Genomic DNA, 21,705 nt, shown 5'->3' with positions numbered 1-21,705 from the left:
CTCAAACTTCGCGCAGGTTATGGCAGCGCCTGAACCGCGCCTCCAGGTTGCGATCCGGCATCTGGTGACTGCGCAATGCGTTCAAGGTCTGCTCCACGTACTCGCGCGTGGTGCCATACCGCCCCTTGGCACTGGCAAGGATCTGGCTGAGCAGCGTATCTGGCAGATTCCCCGCATAGCACGGCAAGTGGCGCTCCAGCACAAAACCCAAGGCCTGCACCTTGCTGCCATCCCCCAACCGGCAACTGAGCCAGTGCGGGCGGTAGGCCGGGTAAGGCATCTCCCTCTGCCACAGCGCCATCAGCGAATCATCCAGGTTGCTTTCATCCAGCCGATAGGCAAAACCGCTGCACGACCCGCCACGGTCCAGGCCGAACACCAGGCCCGGTGTTTCCGGCGTGCCACGGTGCTCGTGCGACCACAGGTACAGCCCACGGTGATACCCATGCACCCGCGCACGCTGACGCTCAACCGAACTGCACTCCGGGCGCCAGATCAACGAGCCATAGGCAAACAACCACACCGGCCCGCCTTCATGGCGTGACATGGTCGTGTGCATGGAGTTGATCAATTGCTCGCGGGTCAATTGCTGGCCGAAATCGAGCGCCGGAGGGTAAGAACTATTCCAGGATAACTGTTGAAGTGCCGACATAAGCTGCCGCCATTATTCCCCGTGAACTACAGTCGTAGCGAGAGTCGCTGTGTGCCAGGGCCTGCGCCCCGCACCAAAGGTGTCTGGATTAACCTTAGGATATAAACAGGCCAATACTCAAGCCCCGCAGCTAAAGTTTCACGCGAACTTCCGACGGTTGGAGCGCATTGTTTCAAGCCGGGTGAAAGTTATTAGCCAAGGCGGTAACAATTACCGCCTTATACCCAGTGGTTCAAACTTCGGTTATTAGCCACGCGGCGCGTAGGCAAATACATCCGCGCGCATGCGGTGCGCATCCATGCCCGCCTCGACCAGCGCATCGAGGGTGGCATAGACCATGTTGGGCGAGCCGCTGGCATACACATGCACGGTATTGAGGTCAGCGATGTCTTCGCAAACCGCCTCGTGCAGCATGCCGCACCGGCCTTCCCACCCGCACAGGTCACTGACGACCTTGTGCAGGAACAGGTTAGGCAAGTGCTGCCATTGGTCCCAGTGCTCGATCTGGTAGAAATCCTCGGGCCGGCGCACACCCCAATACAGGTGTACCGGATGCTTGAAACCCTGGGCGCGGCAGTGCTCGACCAGGCTGTGCATCTGGCCCATCCCCGTACCGGCAGCGATCAGCACCAGCGGGCCGTCTGGCAGCTCGGCCAGGTGCGCATCGCCGAACGGCAGTTCGATACGTGCCAGGCGATCGCGCTGCAATTGCTCGATCAACTGCAGTGCGCTGGGTTCACGCGCCAGCACGTGCAGCTCCAGCTCACGCCCACCGTGGGGGGCCGAGGCCAGGGAGAACGCCGCCTGCTTGCCGCCTTCACGCTCGATCATCAGATACTGCCCGGCGTGATAACGCGGCGGCTTGCCGGCAGGCGCACGCAGGCGCACGCGCCAGACGTCGCCACCGACGTCGACGCATTCGCTCACGCTGCACGCCAGCTTGCGCACTGGCAGCTCGCCCAGGGCGAGCACACCATCCCAGAGCAACACGCAATCCTCCAGCGGTTCGGCAATGCAGGTGAACAGCTCGCCATGGTCGCGTACTTCGCCGTTCTGGCGGACGCTCCCTTCTACCAGCAAAGCGGCGCAGACATGGCAATTGCCATTGCGGCAGCTGTTGGGGCAGTCATAGCCCAGCCGCCGCGCTCCATCCAGGATCCGTTCCCCGGGTTCGAGCGCCAGCACTGCCCCGGACGGCTGCAACGTTACCTGCATCAATCTATTCCCAACTGATCCCACAGCTCATCGATACGGCGGGTGACGGCTTCGTCCTTGACGATGACCCGCCCCCATTCGCGTGTAGTCTCGCCCGGCCACTTGTGGGTGGCATCCAGGCCCATCTTCGATCCCAACCCCGACACCGGCGACGCGAAGTCCAGGTAGTCGATCGGGGTGTTGTCGATCATCACCGTATCACGCTTGGGGTCCATGCGCGTGGTGATGGCCCAGATCACGTCATTCCAGTCGCGGGCGTTGATGTCGTCGTCGGTGACGATAACAAACTTGGTGTACATGAACTGTCGCAGGAACGACCACACCCCCAGCATCACGCGCTTGGCGTGGCCTGGGTACTGCTTTTTCATGGTCACCACCGCCATGCGGTACGAACAACCTTCCGGCGGCAGGTAGAAGTCGACGATCTCCGGGAACTGCTTCTGCAGGATCGGCACGAACACTTCGTTCAGCGCCACCCCGAGAATGGCCGGCTCATCGGGCGGGCGGCCGGTGTAGGTGCTGTGGTAGATCGGTTTCTGCCGGTGGGTGATGCGCTCGACCGTGAACACCGGGAAGCTGTCCACTTCGTTGTAGTAACCGGTGTGGTCGCCATAGGGGCCTTCGGGCGCCATTTCGCCAGGGTGGATCACCCCTTCGAGGATGATCTCGGCGGTGGCCGGTACCTGCAGGTTGCTGCCACGGCACTTGACCAGCTCGGTGCGGTTGCCACGCAGCAGGCCGGCGAAGGCGTACTCGGACAGGGTATCCGGCACGGGCGTCACCGCCCCAAGAATGGTCGCCGGGTCTGCGCCCAGCGCCACGGCAACCGGGAACGGCTGGCCGGGGTGCTTCTCGCACCATTCGCGGTAGTCCAGCGCGCCACCGCGGTGGCTCAGCCAGCGCATGATGACCTTGTTGCGGCCGATGACCTGCTGGCGGTAGATGCCCAGGTTCTGGCGGTCCTTGTTGGGGCCGCGGGTCACGGTCAGGCCCCAGGTGATCAGCGGCGCCACATCGCCTGGCCAGCAATGCTGGATCGGCAGCTGGCCGAGGTCAACGTCGTCACCCTCGACCACCACCTCCTGGCACACGGCATCCTTGACCACCTTGGGCGCCATCGACACAACCTTCTTGAAGATCGGCAGTTTCGACCAGGCGTCCTTCAGGCCCTTCGGCGGCTCGGGCTCCTTGAGAAAGGCCAGCAACTTGCCGATTTCGCGCAGTTCTTCGACCGACTCGGCGCCCATGCCCATGGCCACCCGTTCTGGCGTACCGAACAGGTTGCCCAGCACCGGGATGTCGTAGCCGGTGGGCTTCTCGAACAGCAACGCCGGGCCCTTGGCACGCAGGGTGCGGTCGCAGACCTCGGTCATTTCCAGGACGGGAGAAATCGGAACCTGGATGCGCTTGAGTTCGCCGCGCTGTTCCAGGCCACGGATGAAGTCGCGCAAGTCGCGATACTGCATGCAGGAGCCTCGTGTTGGCCGTATCGGTCGGGGTGCAGAGTGTAGCGCCTAAGAGGGCAAAATGGCCAAGGGAGTCTGGGCCGCGCACAGTCTCACCGACTGGCCTGCGTTCAGGGGGCTGGCTAACGATCTTTTGTGACAAGCAGCAAAAAGCCGGGTTTCCCCGGCTTTTTGTATGATGCAGCGAAGCTTACTTGCGCTTCATCGACAAGAAGAACTCGTCGTTGGTCTTGGTCTGCTTGAGCTTGTCGACCAGGAACTCGATGGCGGCGATTTCGTCCATCGGGTGCAGCAGCTTGCGCAGGATCCACATGCGCTGCAGTTCGTCGTCGGCAGTCAGCAGCTCTTCGCGGCGGGTGCCGGAGCGGTTGATGTTGATGGCCGGGAACACACGCTTCTCGGCGATGCGACGGTCCAGGGGCAGCTCCATGTTGCCGGTACCCTTGAACTCTTCGTAGATCACTTCGTCCATCTTCGAGCCGGTTTCAACCAGCGCGGTGGCGATGATGGTCAGCGAACCGCCTTCCTCGATGTTACGCGCGGCACCGAAGAAGCGCTTCGGCTTCTCCAGGGCATGGGCGTCGACACCACCGGTGAGGACCTTGCCGGAGCTCGGGATCACGGTGTTGTAGGCACGCGCCAGGCGGGTGATGGAGTCGAGCAGGATGACCACATCCTTCTTGTGCTCGACCAGGCGCTTGGCCTTCTCGATCACCATTTCGGCAACCTGCACGTGGCGGGTCGGCGGCTCGTCGAAGGTCGAGGCAACCACTTCGCCGCGCACGGTGCGCTGCATTTCGGTCACTTCTTCCGGGCGCTCGTCGATCAGCAGGACGATCAGGTGGCACTCGGGGTTGTTCCGGGTGATGTTCGCCGCGATGTTCTGCAGCATGATCGTTTTACCCGCTTTCGGCGGGGCGACGATCAGGCCACGCTGGCCTTTGCCAATCGGGGCGCACAGGTCGATGACACGGCCGGTCAGGTCTTCGGTGGAACCGTTGCCGGCTTCCATCTTCAGACGCTTGTTGGGGAACAGCGGCGTCAGGTTTTCGAACAGGATCTTGTTCTTCGCGTTTTCAGGGCGATCGAAGTTGATCGTGTCGACCTTCAGCAGGGCGAAGTAACGCTCCCCTTCCTTCGGCGGGCGGATCTTGCCGACGATGGTGTCGCCGGTACGCAGGTTGAAACGGCGGATCTGGCTGGGCGAGACGTAGATGTCGTCGGGGCCGGCCAGGTAGGACGCATCAGCCGAACGCAGGAAACCGAAACCATCCTGGAGAATCTCCAGCACGCCGTCACCCGAGATCTCTTCGCCGCTTTTCGCGTGCTTTTTCAGCAGGGCGAAAATCACGTCCTGTTTGCGCGAACGGGCCATGTTTTCGATGCCCATCTGTTCGGCCATTTCCAGCAGATCGGTAATCGGCTTTTGCTTGAGTTCAGTCAGGTTCATAAGGGGAGTGACGTAATCATGTATGAAGGGAGGATTAAGCTTCTGGCTTAATGAAGCCGCGCCGCTAGAAGGCGATAGGATCGCGCACAGATTCTAATTAGGAGTGCGTCGGCGACGGCGTGCAGGGGGCACTGGAGAAGCAGTGCGAGGCCGAATGTAACACTTGCTTTTTTCGACGTCTAGTGGGTTGGAAAAGAAAAGCCCCGGTTTTTCCGGGGCTTTTTCACATCACAGGTGGGCGTCGAGGAACGCGGCCAGCTGCGATTTGGACAGTGCGCCGACCTTGGTGGCCTCGACGTTGCCGTTCTTGAACAACATCAGCGTCGGGATGCCACGCACGCCGTGCTTGGCGGGGGTTTCCTGGTTCTCGTCGATGTTCAGCTTGGCGACGGTCAGTTTGCCCTCGTAAGTGCTGGCGATGTCGTCCAGGACTGGAGCGATCATTTTGCATGGGCCGCACCATTCAGCCCAGTAGTCGACCAGCACCGGGCCTTGAGCCTGCAGTACGGTGGCTTCGAAGTCCGCGTCGGTGACGTGTTTGATCAGATCGCTGCTCATGGATATCTCCAGGGTCGTAAGCAAAAAAACGTGACCCATGATAGCCGCAGAGGCTGGCTACAGGAAGTCACAGACGATTGAGTGTAACTATAGTTGTGCAAGACGCCGCGAATCGAAAACTGTCATACGTGTGTCATAACATCGAATGGCACATTGCCTTGCATCAAGCCTTGGCGTGCCACGCGTTGGCGACAGCCCCGTATCGTGGCACGATTGCCAGGTTAACGACCGAGAACATCCAGATCATGCCGCATACCAACGCGAAGAACCTGTCTCTGATCGCCGCCATCGACCTTGGCTCCAACAGTTTTCACATGGTCGTGGCCAAGGCCCACCACACCGAGATCCGCATTCTCGAACGGCTGGGGGAAAAGGTTCAGCTGGCCGCCGGCATCGACGAAGAGCGCAAGCTCAGCGAAGAAGCCATGCAAAGAGGCCTCGATTGCCTCAAGCGCTTCGCCCAGTTGATCAACGGCCTGCCTGCGGGCGCCGTGCGCATCGTTGGCACCAACGCACTGCGCGAAGCGCGCAACCGTAACGAATTCATCCAGCGCGCCGAGGCCATTCTCGGCCACCCGGTGGAGGTGATTTCCGGCCGTGAGGAAGCCCGCCTGATCTACCTGGGCGTCTCCCACACCCTGGCCGACAACCCGGGCAAGCGCCTGGTCGCCGACATTGGCGGCGGCAGTACCGAGTTCATCATCGGCCAGCGTTTCGAGCCGCTGCTGCGCGAGAGCCTGCAGATGGGCTGCGTCAGCTTCACCCAGCGCTACTTCCGCGACGGCAAGATCACCCCGGCGCGCTATGCCCAGGCCTACACCGCCGCACGCCTGGAACTGATGAGCATCGAAAACGCCCTGCACCGCCTGACCTGGGACGAAGCCATCGGCTCGTCCGGCACCATTCGCGCCATCGGCGCAGCCATCAAGGCCAGTGGCCTGGGCAATGGCGAGGTCAACGCCGAGGGGCTGGCATGGGTCAAACGCAAGCTGTTCAAGCTGGGTGAGGTCGACAAGATCGACTTCGACGGGGTCAAGCCAGACCGGCGCACCATCTTCCCGGCAGGCCTTGCGATTCTCGAGGCGATCTTCGATGCCCTCGAGCTACAACGCATGGATCACTGCGACGGCGCCCTGCGCGAAGGCGTGCTGTTCGACCTGCTTGGTCGCCATCATCACGAAGACGTGCGCGAGCGCACCCTCAACTCATTGATGGAGCGCTACCACGTTGACCAAGGCCAGGCCGCACGCGTCGAGCGCAAGGCATTGCATGCCTTCGACCAAGTGGCCAAAGCCTGGAAGCTGGAAGATGGCAATTGGCGCGATCTTCTGGGGTGGGCGGCGAAAGTGCACGAAGTTGGGCTGGACATTGCCCACTACCACTACCACAAGCATGGCGCCTACCTGATCGAACATTCCGACCTGTCGGGCTTCTCCCGCGAGGACCAGCAGATGATGGCCCTGCTGGTGCGCGGCCATCGCCGCAACATCCCCAGAGACAAATTCGCCGAGTTCGGCGATGAAGGCGTGCAGCTGATTCGCCTGTGCGTGCTGCTGCGCTTCGCCATCCTGTTCCACCACATTCGTGGTACTCAACAGATGCCGAAAGTGCAGCTGCAAGCCGGCGACAACAGCCTCGAAGTGGTCTTCCCGCAGGGTTGGCTGGAGCAACACCAGCTGACCCAGGCCGACTTCGCCAACGAGGCAGAGTGGCTGGCCCGGGTCGGCTTCGTCCTCAGCGTACGTTGAGCACCGGGTTGCTCAGGCGCTCCAGCAGGGTCGCCTGGGCACTGCGCGGGTTCTGGTTGCCGGTCGGGGTGCTGCGCACGTAGCGCCCGTCCGACTGCAGCGTCCAGGCATGGGTGTTGTCAGTCAGGTAGCTTTCCAGCTCCTTCTTCACCCGCAGCAACAGCTTCTTGCCTTCGACGGGGAAGCACGTCTCGACGCGCTTGTCGAGGTTGCGCTCCATCCAGTCGGCACTGGACAGGTAGATCTGCTCCTCGCCGCCATTGAGGAAGTAGAACACCCGGGTGTGCTCCAGGAAGCGGCCGATGATCGAGCGCACGTGAATGTTGTGCGAGACCCCCGCAATGCCTGGCCGCAGGCAGCACATGCCGCGCACCACCAGGTCGATGCGCACGCCGGACTGGCTGGCCTTGTACAGCGCCTTGATGACCTTGGCGTCGGTCAGCGAGTTGAACTTGGCGATGATGTGCGCAGGCTTGCCTTCGAGCGCGAACTGGGTCTCGCGCGCAATCATGTCGAGCATGCCCTTCTTCAGGGTGAACGGCGCGTGCAGCAGCTTCTTCATGCGCAGGGTCTTGCCCATGCCGATCAACTGGCTGAACAACTTGCCGACGTCCTCGGTCAGGGCGTCGTCGGACGTCAGCAGGCTGTAGTCGGTGTACAGACGGGCGTTGCCAGCGTGGTAGTTACCGGTGCCCAGGTGCGCATAACGCACGATTTCACCGTGCTCGCGGCGCAGGATCAACATCATCTTGGCGTGGGTCTTGAACCCGACCACACCGTAGATCACCACCGCACCCGCGGCTTGCAGGCGGCTGGCCATCTGCAAGTTGGACTCTTCGTCGAAGCGCGCGCGCAATTCGATCACCGCAGTGACCTCCTTGCCGTTACGGGCAGCGTCCACCAGCGCGTCGACGATCTCCGAGTTGGCACCGGAGCGGTACAGGGTCTGGCGCACGGCGAGTACGTGCGGGTCCTTGGCGGCCTGGCGCAGCAGGTCGACCACCGGCGTGAAGGACTCGAACGGGTGCATCAGCAGGATGTCCTGCTTGCTGATCACGCTGAAGATGTTGTCAGCGTTCACCAGCAGCTTGGGGATCGCCGGGGTGAACGGCGTGTATTGCAGCTGCGGGTGGCTGTCGAGGCCGGTGATGCTGAACAGGCGGGTAAGGTTGACCGGGCCGTTGACCTGGTACAGCTCGCTCTCGCTCAGGCTGAACTGTTTTAGCAGGTAATCCGAGAGGTGTTTCGGGCAGGTATCAGCCACCTCGAGGCGCACGGCGTCACCATAGCGGCGCGAGAACAACTCGCCGCGAAGGGCGCGAGCCAAGTCGTCGACCTCTTCGGAGTCCAGCGCCAGGTCGGCGTTGCGGGTCAGGCGGAACTGGTAGCAGCCTTTGACCTTCATGCCCTGGAACAGGTCGTCGGCGTGAGCGTGAATCATCGACGACAGGAACACGTAGTTGGCACCCGGGCCACCGACCTCTTCAGGCACCCGGATGACCCGCGGCAACAGGCGCGGCGCCGGGATGATCGCCAGGCCCGAGTCGCGGCCGAAGGCATCGACGCCTTCGAGCTCGACGATGAAGTTGAGGCTCTTGTTCACCAGCAAAGGGAACGGGTGGGTCGGGTCGAGGCCGATCGGGGTGATGATCGGGGCGATCTCGTCGCGGAAGAAGCGCCGCACCCAGGTCTTGAGCTTGGGCGTCCAGTGACGGCGGCGGATGAAGCGGATGTGGTGCTTTTCCAGCTCCGGCAGCAGCACATCGTTGAGGATGGCGTACTGACGGTCCACCTCGGAGTGCACCAGCTCGCTGATGCGCGCCAGCGCCTGGTGCGGCTGCAGCCCGTCGGCACCGGCCTGTTCGCGGGCGAAGTTGATCTGCTTCTTGAGGCCAGCGACGCGGATCTCGAAGAACTCGTCGAGGTTGCTGGAGAAGATCAGCAGGAATTTCAGGCGTTCGAGCAGCGGGTAGCTCTCGTCCAGCGCCTGCTCCAGTACCCGAATGTTGAACTGCAGCTGCGACAGCTCGCGATGAATGTACAGGCTGCTGTCGTCAAGGCCGGGGACGGCGATCGCTGGTGCCGGCGCAGGGGCCGGTGCCGCAGCCTCGACCACCGGCGCAGGTTCTGGCTCGGGCTCTGGCGCCGGCGGCAGGTCTGGCGGGGTCTGCACCATCTCTTCGGGGACTGCCTGGGCGTCCTTGATCGCGACAGGGGTGAGCACTTCATTATTCATCTGGACGTTCCTGGAGGACGATAACGCCCTATCATCAATTGAGCGGGACGATAAGCGGCCATTATGACGCCTGTGTTACACCCACTGGCAAGCCTGCGACTTGTGGCCGAAGGCATTGTCCTTGTAGGAAATGTTCACGTCGAGACACATTTGGACACTTTCATCCACGCGCGCGAAGGGGTAGGCTGCGCGTTCATTTCGCCAGCACCTCAGAAAATGCTTCAACAATTCCTGCAGGATTTCGGCTACTTCGCCCTTTTTCTAGGCACCTTCTTTGAAGGCGAGACCATCCTGGTGCTTGCGGGTTTTCTCGCGTTCCGCGGCTACATGGACATCAAGCTGGTGTGCCTGGTGGCCTTCCTGGGCAGCTATGCTGGCGACCAACTGTGGTACTTCATGGGCCGTCGCCATGGGCGCAAGATCCTGGCACGCAAGCCGCGCTGGCAGGCCATGGGTGATCGGGCGCTGGACCACATCCGCCGCCACCCCGACATCTGGGTGCTGAGTTTTCGCTTCGTCTATGGCCTGCGCACGGTCATGCCGGTGGCCATTGGCCTGTCGGGCTACCCGCCGCGCCGCTACCTGCTGCTCAACGGCCTCGGCGCCGCCATCTGGGCATTGGCCCTGGGTGCTGCGGCCTACCACTTCGGCGCTATCCTCGAAGGCCTGCTGGGTAATGTGAAGCGATACGAGCTATGGGTGCTCGGCGGCCTGCTGTTGCTTGGCGCCCTGCTCTGGCTGCGCCGGCGCTTTCGCACCATGCGCGCCGAGCGCAAGGCGGCCGCACTGGGCCAGGCCGCAGACGCTGAGCAGGCTGTAGACCAGGAGCAGGAACCACCCCAGCGGCGTGATCACCGCTAAACCCAGTGCGCCAGCCAGGTACAGCGCTGGCGCATTCGACAGCAACCGCAGCCACTCCAGGCGCCTGGCCCACGGCCGATTCTCAAGCAGCGTGCCGAGCACGAACAGGCCCACGGCCATGACCGACCAGCCCAGTACCAGGGCGGCGCTCGGCACGCGCTCTGCCACCTCCATCAAGTAGCTGCCCACGGCCACATAGACGACGAACTGCGCCGCTACGTAGGCCTGCGCCGCCCGCCCCAGGGCAACCTCGAACTTGCGAAACAGCGCCAGGTCCGGCTTGGCCTGCGGATAGCGCGCCGCGACATCGGCCGGGCGCCAACCCGTGGGCATGAACCAGATCCGCAGCTTGTCCCACACGCGCTGGGTACGCCGTGCATCGCTCCACAGCTGGGCATAGAACTGCAGGTTGGCCCACAGCGGGTTCCAGCTGGCGAGTGGCGTGGTCACCCCGAATACCACCGGCTCGGCCGGGTCTTCTTCCTTGAAGGTGCCGAACAGGCGGTCCCAGAGAATGAACACGCCGCCGTAATTGCGATCCAAGTAAACAGGATTTTGCGCATGGTGGACGCGATGGTTGGATGGCGTGATCAGTATCCACTCGAGCCAGCCAAGCTTGGGAATGTGCCGGGTATGCACCCAGAACTGGTACAGCAGGTTCAGCGACGCCACGGTGATGAATACCAGCGGCGGCACGCCGATCAGCGCCAACGGCAGGTAGAAGACCCACGAAAAGATGAACCCGCTGCTGGTCTGGCGCAGCGCCGTGGTGAGGTTGTACTCCTCGCTCTGGTGGTGCACCGAATGGGCTGCCCACAGCACGTTGCGCTCATGCCCCAGGCGATGCAGCCAGTAGTAGCAGAAGTCGTACAGCACAAAGGCCAGCACCCACACCCACCACGCCTGGTGCGGCAGGCGCAACAACGCCAGGTGCTCCCAGGCCAGGGCATAGGTCACCAGCCCTACACCTTTGGTCAGCAGGCCGGTACTGGTCGACAAGACGCCCGTACTCAGGCTGTTGATCGAGTCGGCCAAGGTGAAATTGCGCAGGCCGCGCACGCGGTCGGCGACCAGCTCCGCGGCAATCAATACGAAGAAGAACGGCACGGCCAGCAGTATCAGGTCCATGGCAACGACCTCAGGCGTTATCCACCAAGATTAGGCCGCGACTGCGGGAACCCCTATGGCTACATCTGCCAAACTAGAGGACATTTAGCGCCTCGACACTGGAGTAATGAGCATGACAAAAAAAGTAGCGGTGATTCTTTCAGGCTGTGGCGTGTATGACGGCGCCGAAATCCACGAAAGCGTGATCACCCTGCTGCGCCTCGACCAGCGCGGGGCGCAGGTGCAGTGCTTTGCGCCAAACATCGCGCAGATGCATGTGATCGATCACCTGACCGGCGAGCCAATGCCCGAATCGCGCAATGTACTGGTGGAGTCGGCGCGTATCGCCCGCGGTGAGGTCAAGGACATCCGCGAAGCCAATGCCGAAGACTTCGACGCACTGATCGTGCCCGGTGGTTTTGGCGCGGCAAAAAACCTGTCCAACTTTGCCGTCGAAGGCGCCAACTGCAGCGTCAACCCGGACGTGCTGGCCCTGGCCGAAGCCTTTGCCGACGCCTGCAAGCCGGTCGGGCTGATCTGCATCTCGCCAGCGCTGGCAGCGAAAATCTATGGCCCGGGCGTGGTCTGCACCATCGGCAACGATGCCGGCACCGCTGCTGCAGTGGAAAAAATGGGCGGTAAGCATGAAGAATGCGATGTGCACGATATCGTCGAAGACACCCAGCGCAAGCTGGTGACGACCCCGGCATACATGGTGGCCAAGTCAATCAGCGAGGCGGCGGGCGGGATCTACAAGCTGGTGGATCGCGTGCTGGAACTGACCCACGAGAACGACCAGTAACCCCCGGCCTGCACCCTCTTTGTAGGAGCGGCCTTGCCGGGGCGCCGGACCGGCAAGGCCGCTCCTACAAAGACCAAAACCCGCGCTCGCGCGTCAGGGGCCCTTGGACAAGCGCGCGATGATGCGGTCCAGCGCATTGGCGAACGCCTGTTTCTCCCGCTCGCCGTAAGGCGCCTGCCCTCCTCCAACCTGCCCCTGCTCGCGCAATTCGGTGAACAGGTTGCGCGCCGCCAGCCGATCACCCATGTTGCGCTCGTCAAACTCACGCCCTCGCGGGTCCAGCGCCGCCACACCTTTCTTGACCAGCCGATCGGCCAGGGGCACGTCGCTGCAGATCACCAGTTCGCCAGGCGCGGCGTTGTCGACCAGGTAATCATCAGCCGCATCCATGCCGCTGGGCACCACGATCAGCCGCACACAGGCAAAGGCCGGCTTGCTTTGCGCCTGGCCCGCCACCATCACCACCTCGAGTTTGCGCTTGAGGGCAAACTTGACGATCAAGTCCTTGGCCGGCTTGGGGCAGGCGTCGGCATCGATCCATACACGCATCGGGAAACACCTCTAAATCAGCGAGACTACGCTCATGCCTCATATCATGCCCGAAGCGTGGCAAAAGCTGGAGCTGCCTGGCCTGCACAAGGCACGCCGGCGCTTGAAAAATGGCGCCAACGATCCATTTAGCGCTTATCCGAGTGCGTCACTCAGGCTAAACTCGCCGCAGCCCCACTGGCCTGCCCCGAGTGTGCAATGAACCACCCCCACGAAATCCGCCCCGACCTGGACGAAGGCATCGACCGCAAGGTCCTGGCGACATTACGGGCGCGGTTCCTGCAGCTCAATCAAGGCCGTTTGCAGCGTGCGAGGGAGGGGCTGTCGACGCGCCAGCAGCAAGTACTGACGTTGTTGCCGCTGCTGTTCCAAGTCAATCACCCGCTGCTGCCCGGTTATGTCTCGGGCAGCACCCCTGCCGGGGTGGCCGGCTTCGAGCCTGGCGCAGAATTGGTCGCCGAAGCCCAGCGCCTGGCTCGCTCGTTTGCCTACAAGGCTCGCCAGGGGCACGCACCGCGCCCGATCCATGGGCTGTTTCTGATGGGCAGCCTTGGCTCCCTGGCCCAGGCAGAACTCAGCGACATGGACTTCTGGGTCTGCCACGCGCCTGACCTGGGCGACAGCCAGCTGGACGAGCTTCGGCGCAAATGCCAGCTGCTGGAAACCTGGGCCGCCAGCCTGGGGGCCGAGGCACACTTCTTCTTGATCGACCCGCAAGGCTTTGCCCAAGGCGAGCGGGACGGCCAGCTCGGCTCCGACGACTGTGGCACCACCCAGCATTACCTGCTGCTCGACGAGTTCTATCGCACCGCCATCTGGCTGGCCGGGCGCACGCCCCTGTGGTGGCTGGTGCCGGTGTATGAAGAGCACAACTACAGGGCCTACACCCAGACCTTGCTCAGCAAGCGCTTCATCCGCAGCCAGGACGTGCTCGACCTTGGCAACCTGGCGCATATCCCGCCCGGCGAGTTCGTCGGTGCCGGGCTGTGGCAGCTGTTCAAGGGCATCGACTCGCCTTACAAATCGCTGCTCAAGCTGCTGTTGACCGAAGCCTACGCCAGTGAGCACCCCGCCGTACGCTGCCTGAGCCTGGACTACAAGCAAGCGGTGTTCGCCAACCAGCTCGACCTCGACGCGCTGGACCCCTACGTGATGGTCTACCGGCGCATCGAGCAGTACCTGCACCAACGCGGCGAGCCGGTACGCCTCGAACGGGTAAGGCGCAGCCTGTACCTGAAGGTGAACAAGAAACTCAGCGGCCAGGTGCGCGGCAACGGTTGGCAGCGCCAGCTGCTGCAGCGCCTGGCAGACGAATGGGGCTGGGACGAGCGCCAACTGGCCGTGCTCGATAGCCGCAGCCAATGGAAAGTCGGCCAGGTGGCCGTGGAGCGCCGCGAACTGGTGGCCGAACTGAACCACAGCTACCGCTTCCTCAGCCAGTTCGCCCAGACCCGCAACGCCAGCAGCCGCGCCGATCAGCGTGACCTCAATGTGCTGGGGCGGCGCCTGTATGCCGCGTTCGAACGCCGTGCTGGCAAGACCGAGGTGATCAACCCTGGGATTGCCCCGGACCTGGCCGAGGGCACCCTCACCCTGGTCCAGGCCCCCAATCGCAAGGAGCCCGGCAGCCATCACTGGGAACTGTACACAGGCAACCTGAGCACCCACGAAGTGGAGCACTTCAGCCCGATCAAACGCTGCCGCGAACTGCTCGAACTGCTGACCTGGGCCCATCGCAACGGCGTGATCGACAGCAGCACGCGCTTCGCCCTGCACCCTGGCGCCAGCGATCTCAGAGAGCTCGAACTGTTCAACCTGCTGGGCAGCCTGCAGCAGGCCATCGACCTGCCGTTGCCCACCGTCAGCGAAGTCCGCCTGCTGCAGCCCAGCGTGGCCGACGACATCCTGTTGCTGGTCAACGTCGGTGTCGACCCACTGCGCCACCACCGCGACCTGAACATCCTGATGACCACCGAGCGCACCGACTCGTTGAGCTACGCCGGCGTTCGCGAAAACCTGGTGCTAACGCTGGACCAGGTCACCCTCAACAGCTGGAGCGAGGTGCTGGTGCAGCGCTACGACGGCGAGCACGCGCTGCTGCGCTGCCTGCGCGACTACCTCAACAACCTCGGCCAGCGCGGCCATCGCCCCCGGCTGCGGGTGCGCTGCTTTTGCCACAACCGCGCGCAGGCCATCGAACAGCGGGTCGAGGACATTTTCGCCACGGTGCAACGGCTGCTCGACCAGGGTGCCAACCACCGCTATGTGCTGCAGGTGGCCCAGCACACCCATGTGCTGGAGCTTCTGCCCGGCCAGGTCAGCCTGGCGACCCTGGGCGACCACGAGGCCGTGCTGGACTGCCTGAGCGAAGAGCGCAGCGTCTACAGCCCGCTGCACCTGGACGCCAATGCCCTGCAGGACCACGACCTGCCACTGGTACTGGAGCACGGCCGGCCCGCTTGCATCCAGGTGTTCTATCGCCTGCTGGGTGATTGGGCCGACCTGTATGTACTGGATGAGTACAATGCGTTGTGGCAGCAGCGCCTGCCACTGCAGGACGAAGCCCACTTGCTGCAGCCGCTGCAACGCTTTCTGCGCTCGGTACTGATGCGCCGCGATGCGCAACTGCCGCTCGACAGCCTGGGGGCGGCTTCGCTGGATATCCGCTATGGGCAGTTGCTGCCTTCAGGCACAGGCAAGGCCCGCAGCATCGAGCCGCGCCTGGCGCCGGTGGACGGCAGCGACCAGCCTTTCTATGAGGTCCAGGCCATCATTCAGGCTGGGGCAGCGGGCGCCGTGCAGGTCACCTTGTACTGTGACCAACAGGAGTTTTCCGAGCTGGATCATGGTGATCAGCTGTACGCAGTGGTCGCGCGGCAGATCGTCGGCCAACGGCGCAATGCCGGGCATTACCGCTGCTACATCACCGACCTGGATTTGTCCGAGCTACTGGGGGACGAGCTGGGGGCGACCGTGTTGTATCTGCGCTACAAGCGGGAGCTGGAGCAGGCGTTGAACGAGGGGTTGGAGCAGGTGCAGGCGCTGGGCTTCTGAATAGTTGGGGGCGCTTTGCGCCCCCAAAGGCTCACAAATCGAAATCACCCGCCGCTTCCGGTTGGTACTCAACCGCCACCAGCTTCAGTTTCAGCGTCTTGCCGCCGGGCGCCGGCCAGTCGATCTGCTCGCCCACCGTCAGGCCCAGCAATGCGCAACCAATTGGCGCCAGGATCGAGACCTTGCCTTCGCCGCCGGCATCCTTTGGATACACCAGGGTAAGGTGGTAATCCTTGCCACTGGCCTCTTCACGGCAGTGCACGCGCGAGTTCATGGTCACCACGCCGGCCGGTACTTCCTCATGACCGACCACCTTCTCGGCGCGGTCCAGCTCGTCCTGCAGGGCGAGCACACCCGGCGTACTTTCGTCGAGGCTGTCGATCAGACGCTCCAGACGTTGTACGTCCAATCGGGTGAGGGTGAGGGAAGGCTTGGTGCTCATGATCCAGTCAGACTCCATTGAACAGGCGGTTTTCTGTGGGCAAATAAAGCAAAACCCCGCCCAAGGGCGGGGTTTGTGAATGCTTTGGCGTCACCGACGCATAACCCGACACTACCACAGCCGGGCAAATACTCAAGCCCGCGCGCGCAAGGCCTCGGCTTCCTGGCAGATCTGCCGGCGCCGCTGGTCATCTGCAGAGCGCCATTCGCGGATGTGCTCCACATGGCGATGACAGCCGGTGCAGACGCGCTGCTCGTCCAGGCGGCAGACACTGATGCACGGCGATTTCACGGCGGTGCTGACATTGCTGTAAAGCGGCTTGGGCGGCCGGGGCTGCTCACTCATCTCAGATCTCGTCGAAGTCCAGCTTCTCGCCGGCGCGCTCCCAGACGATGCGTTCCAGCATCTCGCCGAGCAGCTCGTCGGTCTTCTCGCAGGTCCACTTCTTGCTCTCTTCATCGTAGTCGAAGTGGAAACCCCCGGACTTGTCAGCCAGCCACAACTGGCGCAGCGGCTCCTGACGGCTGAAGATCAGCTGGCTGCCGTTGTCGAACTTGATGGTCAGGACGCCGGCGGAGTTTTCCATGTCCAGGTCCAAGTCGCTCTCGTCGAACAGGTCTTCCAGCGCCTGTTGGGTCGCGTCGACCAGATCATGGAAACGCGCTTCGCTCAAACTCATTGCAGGAACCTCGAAATTGGCTGCGTGACAGGCAAGCCGGGCAAGATACGGGCGCTTGGCGCTGAATGCAAAGATTAGCCATTGAAGGCGGTAAGAATAGCCCGCCCAGCGGACCGGCCCTTGCATAGGCAATCCGCCGGTCGCTCGGTATACTCGGGCGCAATACTGCATATTTCAAAGGATTTCACCCAATGAAGCGCCTGATTTCCTCCCTCGCGGCGCTGGTCGCTGTTGCCTGCCTCGTTTCTGCCTGCGGCCAGAAAGGCCCCCTGTACCTGCCGGAAGACGGCAAGGACGGCAAGGACACCCGCAAATCGCACCAGCACCAGCCCAAAGCCAAGCCGGCCCAGACGCAAGAACAGCAGCCCGAGCTGCAATCCGAGCCCGAGCAGTCGCCAGCGCAGTAAGGAAATCAGATGAACGCTTTCAACTACCGCGACGGTGAACTGTTCGCGGAAGGCGTGGCCCTGTCGGCCATCGCCGAACGCTTCGGCACCCCCACCTACGTGTACTCGCGCGCCCACATCGAGGCCCAGTACCGCAGCTATGCCGACGCGCTGGACGGTATTTCCAGCCTGGTCTGCTTTGCCGTCAAGGCCAACTCCAACCTGGGTGTGCTGAACGTCCTGGCGCGCCTGGGCGCAGGCTTCGACATCGTCTCCGGCGGTGAACTGGAGCGCGTCCTGGCTGCTGGCGGGCGCGCGGATCGCGTGGTGTTCTCGGGTGTCGGCAAAACCCGCGAAGACATGCGCCGCGCCCTGGAAGTCGGCGTGCACTGCTTCAACGTCGAGTCCACCGACGAGCTCGAGCGCCTGCAAGTGGTGGCCGCCGAGATGGGCAAAGTCGCCCCGGTCTCGCTGCGGGTCAACCCGGACGTCGATGCCGGTACCCACCCGTACATCTCCACCGGCCTCAAAGAAAACAAGTTCGGCATCGCCATCGCCGACGCCGAAGCGATCTACGTGCGCGCCGCGCAGCTGCCGAACCTGGACGTGGTCGGTGTCGACTGCCACATCGGCTCGCAGCTGACCACCGTCGAGCCGTTCCTCGATGCCCTCGACCGCCTGCTGGACCTGGTCGACCGCCTCGCCGACTGCGGCATCCACTTGCGCCACCTGGACCTGGGTGGCGGCGTGGGCGTGCGCTACCGCGATGAAGAGCCGCCCTTGGTGGCCGACTACATCAAGGCCATCCGCGAGCGCGTCGGCGACCGCGACCTGGCCCTGGTGTTCGAGCCAGGCCGCTACATCGTGGCCAACGCCGGTGTCCTGCTGACCCGCGTCGAGTACCTAAAGCACACCGAACACAAGGACTTCGCCATCATCGATGCGGCGATGAACGACCTGATCCGCCCGGCCCTGTACCAGGCCTGGATGGGCGTCAGCGCGGTCACCCCACGCGAAGGCCAGGGCCGTGCCTATGACCTGGTCGGGCCGATCTGCGAAACCGGCGACTTCATCGCCAAGGACCGCGAGCTGAACCTGGCCGAAGGCGATCTGCTGGCCGTGCAGTCTGCCGGCGCCTATGGTTTTGTCATGAGCTCGAACTACAACACCCGTGGCCGCTGCGCCGAAATCCTGGTCGACGGTGACCAGGCATTTGAAGTGCGCCGCCGCGAGACCATCGCCGAACTGTATGCTGGCGAAAGCCTGCTGCCGGAGTGAGCCCATGCTGCTGCGTTTCACCAAGATGCATGGGCTGGGCAACGACTTCATGGTCCTCGACCTGGTCAGCCAGCACGCACATATCCAGCCCAAGCATGCCAAGCAATGGGGCGACCGCCATACCGGCATCGGTTTCGACCAGCTGCTGATCGTCGAGGCGCCGAATAATCCGGAAGTGGACTTCCGCTACCGGATCTTCAACGCCGACGGCTCCGAGGTCGAGCAGTGCGGCAACGGCGCGCGCTGCTTCGCCCGCTTCGTGCTGGACAAACGCCTGACCGCGAAAAAACGCATCCGCGTGGAAACCAAAAGCGGCATCATCGAACTGGACGTGCAGAACGACGGCCAGGTGAGTGTCGACATGGGCCCTCCGCGCCTGGTGCCGGCCGAAATCCCCTTCGTCGCCGACGAGCAGGCACTGAGTTACCCACTGGAAGTCGACGGCGAGGTCTATTCGATTGCCGCAGTGTCCATGGGCAACCCACATGCCGTGCTGCGTGTCGATGACGTGCATTCCGCGCCCGTGCACGCACTGGGCCCGAAGATCGAAAACCATCCGCGCTTCCCGCAGCGGGTCAACGCTGGTTTCATCCAGGTCATCGACCGTCACCGTGCCAACCTGCGGGTCTGGGAACGCGGCGCGGGCGAGACCCAGGCCTGCGGCACCGGCGCCTGCGCCGCGGCCGTGGCGGCTATCAGCCAGGGCTGGATGGACTCACCGGTAAGCCTCGACCTGCCGGGTGGCCGCCTGCACATCGAATGGGCCGGCCCCGGCAAGCCCGTGTTGATGACCGGCCCGGCCGTACGCGTCTACGAAGGACAGGTTCGTCTCTAAGTGAGTAACCGCCATGACCGATCAGCCCAAGGTTGTACCCCAGCAGTCCAGTGACCTCGATGCCGAGGCGGTGGTCGCGTACCTGCGTGCCCACCCGACCTTCTTCGCCGAACACGACGAGTTGCTGGTCGAGCAGCGCATTCCCCACCAGCGCGGCGACAGCGTGTCGCTGGTGGAGCGTCAGCTCAAGCTGCTGCGCGATCGCAACATCGAGATGCGCCATCGCCTGTCGCAACTGATGGACGTGGCGCGTGACAACGACCGGCTGTTCGACAAGACCCGCCGGCTGATCCTCGACCTGCTCGATGCCGGCAGCCTGGAAGAAGTGGTGATGGCGGTCGAAGACAGCCTGCGCCAGGAGTTTCAGGTGCCCTTCGTCAGCCTGATTCTGTTCGGCGATAACGTCGCCCCGGTCGGCCGCTGGGTCAGCAATGCCGAGGCACACCAGGCCATCGGTGGCCTGCTGGGGGGCGGCAAGACCGTCAGCGGCAACCTGCGCGAACACGAACTGGCCTTCCTGTTTGGTGAAGAAGAGCGTCGCGAGGTCGGTTCCAGCGCCGTTGCAGCCCTCGAATATCAAGGGCTGCACGGTGTACTGGCAATCGGCAGCCGCGACCCGCAGCACTACAAGAGCAGCGTCGGCACGCTGTTCCTCGGCTACATTGCCGAAGTGCTCGGCCGCGTCGTCCCGCGCGTGACCCAGACCTTGCGCCAGGTGCGCTGATGGACCGCCAGCTGGAAGCTTATTGCGCGCACCTGCGCAATGAGCGCCAGGTGTCCGAACACACCCTGCTGGCCTATCGCCGCGACCTCGACAAGGTCGTCGCCTACTGTAACGAACACGGCATTGCCGGCTGGCAAGCGTTGCAAATCCAGCAACTGCGCCAACTGATCGCCCGTCAGCACCATCAGGGGCAGTCCTCGCGCAGCCTGGCGCGCCTGCTTTCAGCGGTACGCGGGCTGTACCGTTACCTGAACCGTGAAGGGCTGTGCCAGCACGACCCGGCCAACGGCCTGTCTGCGCCCAAGGGCGAACGGCGCCTGCCCAAGACGCTGGATACCGACCGTGCCCTGCAACTGCTCGACGGCGGTGTCGACGACGACTTCATTGCCCGGCGCGACCAGGCCATCCTCGAACTGTTCTATTCGTCAGGCCTGCGCCTGTCCGAGCTGACCGGCCTGGACCTCGAATACCTCGACCTTGCCGCCGGGCTGGTGCAGGTGCTTGGCAAGGGTGGCAAGGCACGCGTGCTGCCGGTCGGGCGCAAGGCACGCGAGGCGCTGCAGGCCTGGTTGCGCCTGCGCGGCATCGGCGGCCCGCGCGACAGCGCCGTGTTCATTACCCGCCAGGGCAATCGCCTGAGCCCGCGGGCCATCCAGATGCGCGTGAAGGCTGCCGGCGAGCGCGAGCTGGGCCAGCACCTGCATCCGCACATGCTTCGCCATTCCTTCGCCAGCCATGTGCTGGAATCGTCCCAGGACCTGCGTGCGGTGCAAGAGATGCTCGGCCATGCCGACATCAGCACCACGCAGATCTACACCCACCTGGACTTCCAGCACCTGGCCGCGGTGTACGACAGCGCCCACCCTCGGGCCAAACGCAGCAAAGGCACAGACTCATGAGCATCAAGCTGATCACCTTCGACCTCGATGACACCTTGTGGGACACCGCGCCGGTCATTGCCAGCGCTGAAGTCGTCCTGCGCGACTGGCTCGAAGCCAACGCACCGATCCTGGGCGGCGTACCGGTCGAGCACCTGTTCACCATCCGAGAGCGCCTGGTGCAGGCCGAACCGGGCCTCAAGCACCGTATCAGCGCCTTGCGTAGGCGGGTGCTGTGCCATGCCCTGGAAGAGGTCGGTTACAGCGAAAAGCACGCCCAGGCGCTCGCCAACGAAGGCTTTGAAGTGTTCCTGCATGCCCGGCACCAGGTGGAAATTTTCCCTGAGGTGCAGCCTGTGCTGGAAATCCTGCGCCATCAATACACCCTGGGCGTGGTCACCAACGGCAATGCCGATGTGAGCCGCCTGGGCCTGGCGGACTACTTCCGCTTCGCCCTGTGCGCCGAGGACCTGGGGATCGGCAAGCCGGACCCGGCGCCGTTCCTCGAGGCACTGAAACGCGGCGAGGTCGACGCTGGCGCGGCAGTGCATGTGGGTGACCACCCAGGCGATGATATCGCCGGCGCCCAGCGTGCTGGGTTGCGTGCCGTGTGGTTCAACCCCCAAGGCAAGCCCTGGGCCGGTGAGCGGGCTCCGGATGCAGAGATTCAGCGCCTCTCGCAATTGCCTGAAGTGATAGCACGCTGGCGCTGACAGCCGATACCTTCTCAACGCCGCACTGACCTGTGTAGGAGCGGCCTTGCCGGGGCGCCGGACCGGTCGGAA

Annotated in this window: 20 protein-coding genes and 1 pseudogene; 10 read left to right on the top strand and 11 right to left on the bottom strand. The window is 63.4% G+C overall.

Features of this window, described 5'->3' with window-relative positions:
- Nucleotide 1 precedes the first annotated feature (1 nt).
- From NP534_RS03810 to trxA, 5 genes are all read right to left on the bottom strand, one after another.
- The gene (locus NP534_RS03810) at nt 2-652 is read right to left on the bottom strand and encodes a gamma-glutamylcyclotransferase (RefSeq protein WP_274097818.1); all 651 of its coding nucleotides are present in this window, start codon (nt 650-652) and stop codon (nt 2-4) included.
- Nucleotides 653-898: 246 nt separating this feature from the next.
- Entirely contained in the window at nt 899-1,867 is a 969-nt protein-coding gene (locus NP534_RS03805) for a CDP-6-deoxy-delta-3,4-glucoseen reductase (RefSeq protein WP_047582091.1), read from the bottom strand.
- The gene (gene ubiD / locus NP534_RS03800; RefSeq protein ID WP_033702193.1) at nt 1,867-3,333 is read right to left on the bottom strand and encodes a 4-hydroxy-3-polyprenylbenzoate decarboxylase; all 1,467 of its coding nucleotides are present in this window, start codon (nt 3,331-3,333) and stop codon (nt 1,867-1,869) included. Before ubiD ends, NP534_RS03805 begins: the two co-directional genes overlap by 1 nt.
- 190 nt (nt 3,334-3,523) lie before the next feature.
- Nucleotides 3,524-4,783 carry a transcription termination factor Rho gene (gene rho, locus NP534_RS03795; protein ID WP_003253661.1) on the bottom strand — a complete coding sequence of 420 codons (1,260 nt, stop codon included), beginning with the start codon at nt 4,781-4,783 and terminating at the stop codon, nt 3,524-3,526.
- 228 nt (nt 4,784-5,011) lie between these two features.
- Nucleotides 5,012-5,341, bottom strand: coding sequence for a thioredoxin TrxA (trxA, locus tag NP534_RS03790; RefSeq protein WP_033702198.1), 330 nt, complete (start codon nt 5,339-5,341; stop codon nt 5,012-5,014).
- Nucleotides 5,342-5,586: 245 nt separating this feature from the next.
- Here trxA and ppx point away from each other — a divergent pair, with 245 nt between their 5' ends.
- Nucleotides 5,587-7,089: an exopolyphosphatase gene (gene ppx, locus NP534_RS03785; protein WP_033702200.1), complete on the top strand. Its 1,503-nt coding sequence runs from the start codon at nt 5,587-5,589 to the stop codon at nt 7,087-7,089.
- Here the strand turns inward: ppx and ppk1 are convergent.
- Nucleotides 7,076-9,325 (bottom strand): polyphosphate kinase 1, encoded by a 2,250-nt coding sequence (gene ppk1, locus NP534_RS03780; RefSeq protein ID WP_033702202.1) that lies wholly within the window; start codon nt 9,323-9,325, stop codon nt 7,076-7,078. The two genes, ppx and ppk1, sit on opposite strands and share 14 nt — an antisense overlap.
- Before the next feature lie 216 nt (nt 9,326-9,541).
- Between ppk1 and NP534_RS03775 the strand changes: the two genes are divergently transcribed.
- Nucleotides 9,542-10,186, top strand: a complete 645-nt coding sequence (locus tag NP534_RS03775) for a DedA family protein (protein WP_274097817.1) — start codon at nt 9,542-9,544, stop codon at nt 10,184-10,186.
- Between the two features lie 501 nt (nt 10,187-10,687).
- Here the strand turns inward: NP534_RS03775 and NP534_RS03770 are convergent.
- A pseudogene (locus NP534_RS03770) lies at nt 10,688-11,314 on the bottom strand (sterol desaturase family protein); the annotation flags it as partial.
- Nucleotides 11,315-11,426: 112 nt separating this feature from the next.
- Between NP534_RS03770 and elbB the strand changes: the two are divergent.
- Nucleotides 11,427-12,095: an isoprenoid biosynthesis glyoxalase ElbB gene (gene elbB / locus NP534_RS03765; RefSeq protein ID WP_274097816.1), complete on the top strand. Its 669-nt coding sequence runs from the start codon at nt 11,427-11,429 to the stop codon at nt 12,093-12,095.
- A 93-nt stretch (nt 12,096-12,188) separates the two neighbouring features.
- Here elbB and NP534_RS03760 read toward each other — a convergent pair whose 3' ends face one another.
- Nucleotides 12,189-12,644 carry a YaiI/YqxD family protein gene (locus NP534_RS03760; RefSeq protein ID WP_033702205.1) on the bottom strand — a complete coding sequence of 152 codons (456 nt, stop codon included), beginning with the start codon at nt 12,642-12,644 and terminating at the stop codon, nt 12,189-12,191.
- A gap of 198 nt (nt 12,645-12,842) precedes the next feature.
- On the opposite strand from NP534_RS03760, the gene NP534_RS03755 reads away from it, so the two are divergent.
- The gene (locus NP534_RS03755; RefSeq protein WP_274097815.1) at nt 12,843-15,698 is read left to right on the top strand and encodes a class I adenylate cyclase; all 2,856 of its coding nucleotides are present in this window, start codon (nt 12,843-12,845) and stop codon (nt 15,696-15,698) included.
- A 31-nt stretch (nt 15,699-15,729) separates the two neighbouring features.
- Here the strand turns inward: NP534_RS03755 and rnk are convergent, their stop codons facing one another.
- The 3 genes from rnk to cyaY all read right to left on the bottom strand — a co-directional run bounded on the left by rnk (nt 15,730) and on the right by cyaY (nt 16,819).
- Complete coding sequence (gene rnk, locus NP534_RS03750; protein WP_033702208.1) at nt 15,730-16,140, bottom strand: nucleoside diphosphate kinase regulator; 411 nt, start codon at nt 16,138-16,140, stop codon at nt 15,730-15,732.
- 132 nt (nt 16,141-16,272) lie between these two features.
- The gene (locus NP534_RS03745) at nt 16,273-16,485 is read right to left on the bottom strand and encodes a DUF1289 domain-containing protein (RefSeq protein WP_095063924.1); all 213 of its coding nucleotides are present in this window, start codon (nt 16,483-16,485) and stop codon (nt 16,273-16,275) included.
- A 1-nt stretch (nt 16,486) separates the two neighbouring features.
- A complete protein-coding gene (cyaY, locus tag NP534_RS03740; protein ID WP_274097814.1) occupies nt 16,487-16,819 on the bottom strand; it encodes an iron donor protein CyaY in 333 nt (110 codons plus the stop codon).
- A gap of 191 nt (nt 16,820-17,010) precedes the next feature.
- On the opposite strand from cyaY, the gene lptM reads away from it, so the two are divergent.
- From lptM to NP534_RS03710, 6 genes are read left to right on the top strand one after another with little or no spacing between them, the layout of a single operon-like run.
- Complete coding sequence (gene lptM, locus NP534_RS03735; protein ID WP_033702214.1) at nt 17,011-17,226, top strand: LPS translocon maturation chaperone LptM; 216 nt, start codon at nt 17,011-17,013, stop codon at nt 17,224-17,226.
- 9 nt (nt 17,227-17,235) lie between these two features.
- A complete protein-coding gene (lysA, locus tag NP534_RS03730) occupies nt 17,236-18,483 on the top strand; it encodes a diaminopimelate decarboxylase (protein WP_033702216.1) in 1,248 nt (415 codons plus the stop codon).
- Nucleotides 18,484-18,487: 4 nt separating this feature from the next.
- Nucleotides 18,488-19,318, top strand: a complete 831-nt coding sequence (gene dapF / locus NP534_RS03725) for a diaminopimelate epimerase (RefSeq protein ID WP_274097813.1) — start codon at nt 18,488-18,490, stop codon at nt 19,316-19,318.
- A 13-nt stretch (nt 19,319-19,331) separates the two neighbouring features.
- Nucleotides 19,332-20,042 (top strand): DUF484 family protein, encoded by a 711-nt coding sequence (locus NP534_RS03720; RefSeq protein WP_033702220.1) that lies wholly within the window; start codon nt 19,332-19,334, stop codon nt 20,040-20,042.
- Nucleotides 20,042-20,941 carry a tyrosine recombinase XerC gene (xerC, locus tag NP534_RS03715; protein ID WP_033702222.1) on the top strand — a complete coding sequence of 300 codons (900 nt, stop codon included), beginning with the start codon at nt 20,042-20,044 and terminating at the stop codon, nt 20,939-20,941. Before NP534_RS03720 ends, xerC begins: the two co-directional genes overlap by 1 nt.
- Nucleotides 20,938-21,633: an HAD family hydrolase gene (locus NP534_RS03710; RefSeq protein WP_274097812.1), complete on the top strand. Its 696-nt coding sequence runs from the start codon at nt 20,938-20,940 to the stop codon at nt 21,631-21,633. Before xerC ends, NP534_RS03710 begins: the two co-directional genes overlap by 4 nt.
- Nucleotides 21,634-21,705: the final 72 nt, after the last annotated feature.

Source organism: Pseudomonas sp. 39004, assembly GCF_028682155.1.
Classification (GTDB): Bacteria; Pseudomonadota; Gammaproteobacteria; order Pseudomonadales; family Pseudomonadaceae; genus Aquipseudomonas; species Aquipseudomonas capeferrum.
This window is presented reverse-complemented; position numbering and strand designations above follow the sequence as displayed.

Bases quoted from the DNA above. Each gene is read 5' to 3' on its own strand.
- rho (WP_003253661.1), bottom strand. From the start codon at position 4,783: ATGAACCTGACTGAACTCAAGCAAAAGCCGATTACCGATCTGCTGGAA.
- NP534_RS03805 (WP_047582091.1), bottom strand. From the start codon at position 1,867: ATGCAGGTAACGTTGCAGCCGTCCGGGGCAGTGCTGGCGCTCGAACCC.
- ppk1 (WP_033702202.1), bottom strand. From the start codon at position 9,325: ATGAATAATGAAGTGCTCACCCCTGTCGCGATCAAGGACGCCCAGGCA.
- elbB (WP_274097816.1), top strand. From the start codon at position 11,427: ATGACAAAAAAAGTAGCGGTGATTCTTTCAGGCTGTGGCGTGTATGAC.
- NP534_RS03720 (WP_033702220.1), top strand. From the start codon at position 19,332: ATGACCGATCAGCCCAAGGTTGTACCCCAGCAGTCCAGTGACCTCGAT.
- lptM (WP_033702214.1), top strand. From the start codon at position 17,011: ATGAAGCGCCTGATTTCCTCCCTCGCGGCGCTGGTCGCTGTTGCCTGC.
- dapF (WP_274097813.1), top strand. From the start codon at position 18,488: ATGCTGCTGCGTTTCACCAAGATGCATGGGCTGGGCAACGACTTCATG.
- rnk (WP_033702208.1), bottom strand. From the start codon at position 16,140: ATGAGCACCAAGCCTTCCCTCACCCTCACCCGATTGGACGTACAACGT.
- cyaY (WP_274097814.1), bottom strand. From the start codon at position 16,819: ATGAGTTTGAGCGAAGCGCGTTTCCATGATCTGGTCGACGCGACCCAA.
- NP534_RS03755 (WP_274097815.1), top strand. From the start codon at position 12,843: ATGAACCACCCCCACGAAATCCGCCCCGACCTGGACGAAGGCATCGAC.
- ppx (WP_033702200.1), top strand. From the start codon at position 5,587: ATGCCGCATACCAACGCGAAGAACCTGTCTCTGATCGCCGCCATCGAC.
- NP534_RS03810 (WP_274097818.1), bottom strand. From the start codon at position 652: ATGTCGGCACTTCAACAGTTATCCTGGAATAGTTCTTACCCTCCGGCG.
- NP534_RS03775 (WP_274097817.1), top strand. From the start codon at position 9,542: ATGCTTCAACAATTCCTGCAGGATTTCGGCTACTTCGCCCTTTTTCTA.
- xerC (WP_033702222.1), top strand. From the start codon at position 20,042: ATGGACCGCCAGCTGGAAGCTTATTGCGCGCACCTGCGCAATGAGCGC.
- ubiD (WP_033702193.1), bottom strand. From the start codon at position 3,333: ATGCAGTATCGCGACTTGCGCGACTTCATCCGTGGCCTGGAACAGCGC.
- NP534_RS03745 (WP_095063924.1), bottom strand. From the start codon at position 16,485: ATGAGTGAGCAGCCCCGGCCGCCCAAGCCGCTTTACAGCAATGTCAGC.
- NP534_RS03760 (WP_033702205.1), bottom strand. From the start codon at position 12,644: ATGCGTGTATGGATCGATGCCGACGCCTGCCCCAAGCCGGCCAAGGAC.
- trxA (WP_033702198.1), bottom strand. From the start codon at position 5,341: ATGAGCAGCGATCTGATCAAACACGTCACCGACGCGGACTTCGAAGCC.
- lysA (WP_033702216.1), top strand. From the start codon at position 17,236: ATGAACGCTTTCAACTACCGCGACGGTGAACTGTTCGCGGAAGGCGTG.
- NP534_RS03710 (WP_274097812.1), top strand. From the start codon at position 20,938: ATGAGCATCAAGCTGATCACCTTCGACCTCGATGACACCTTGTGGGAC.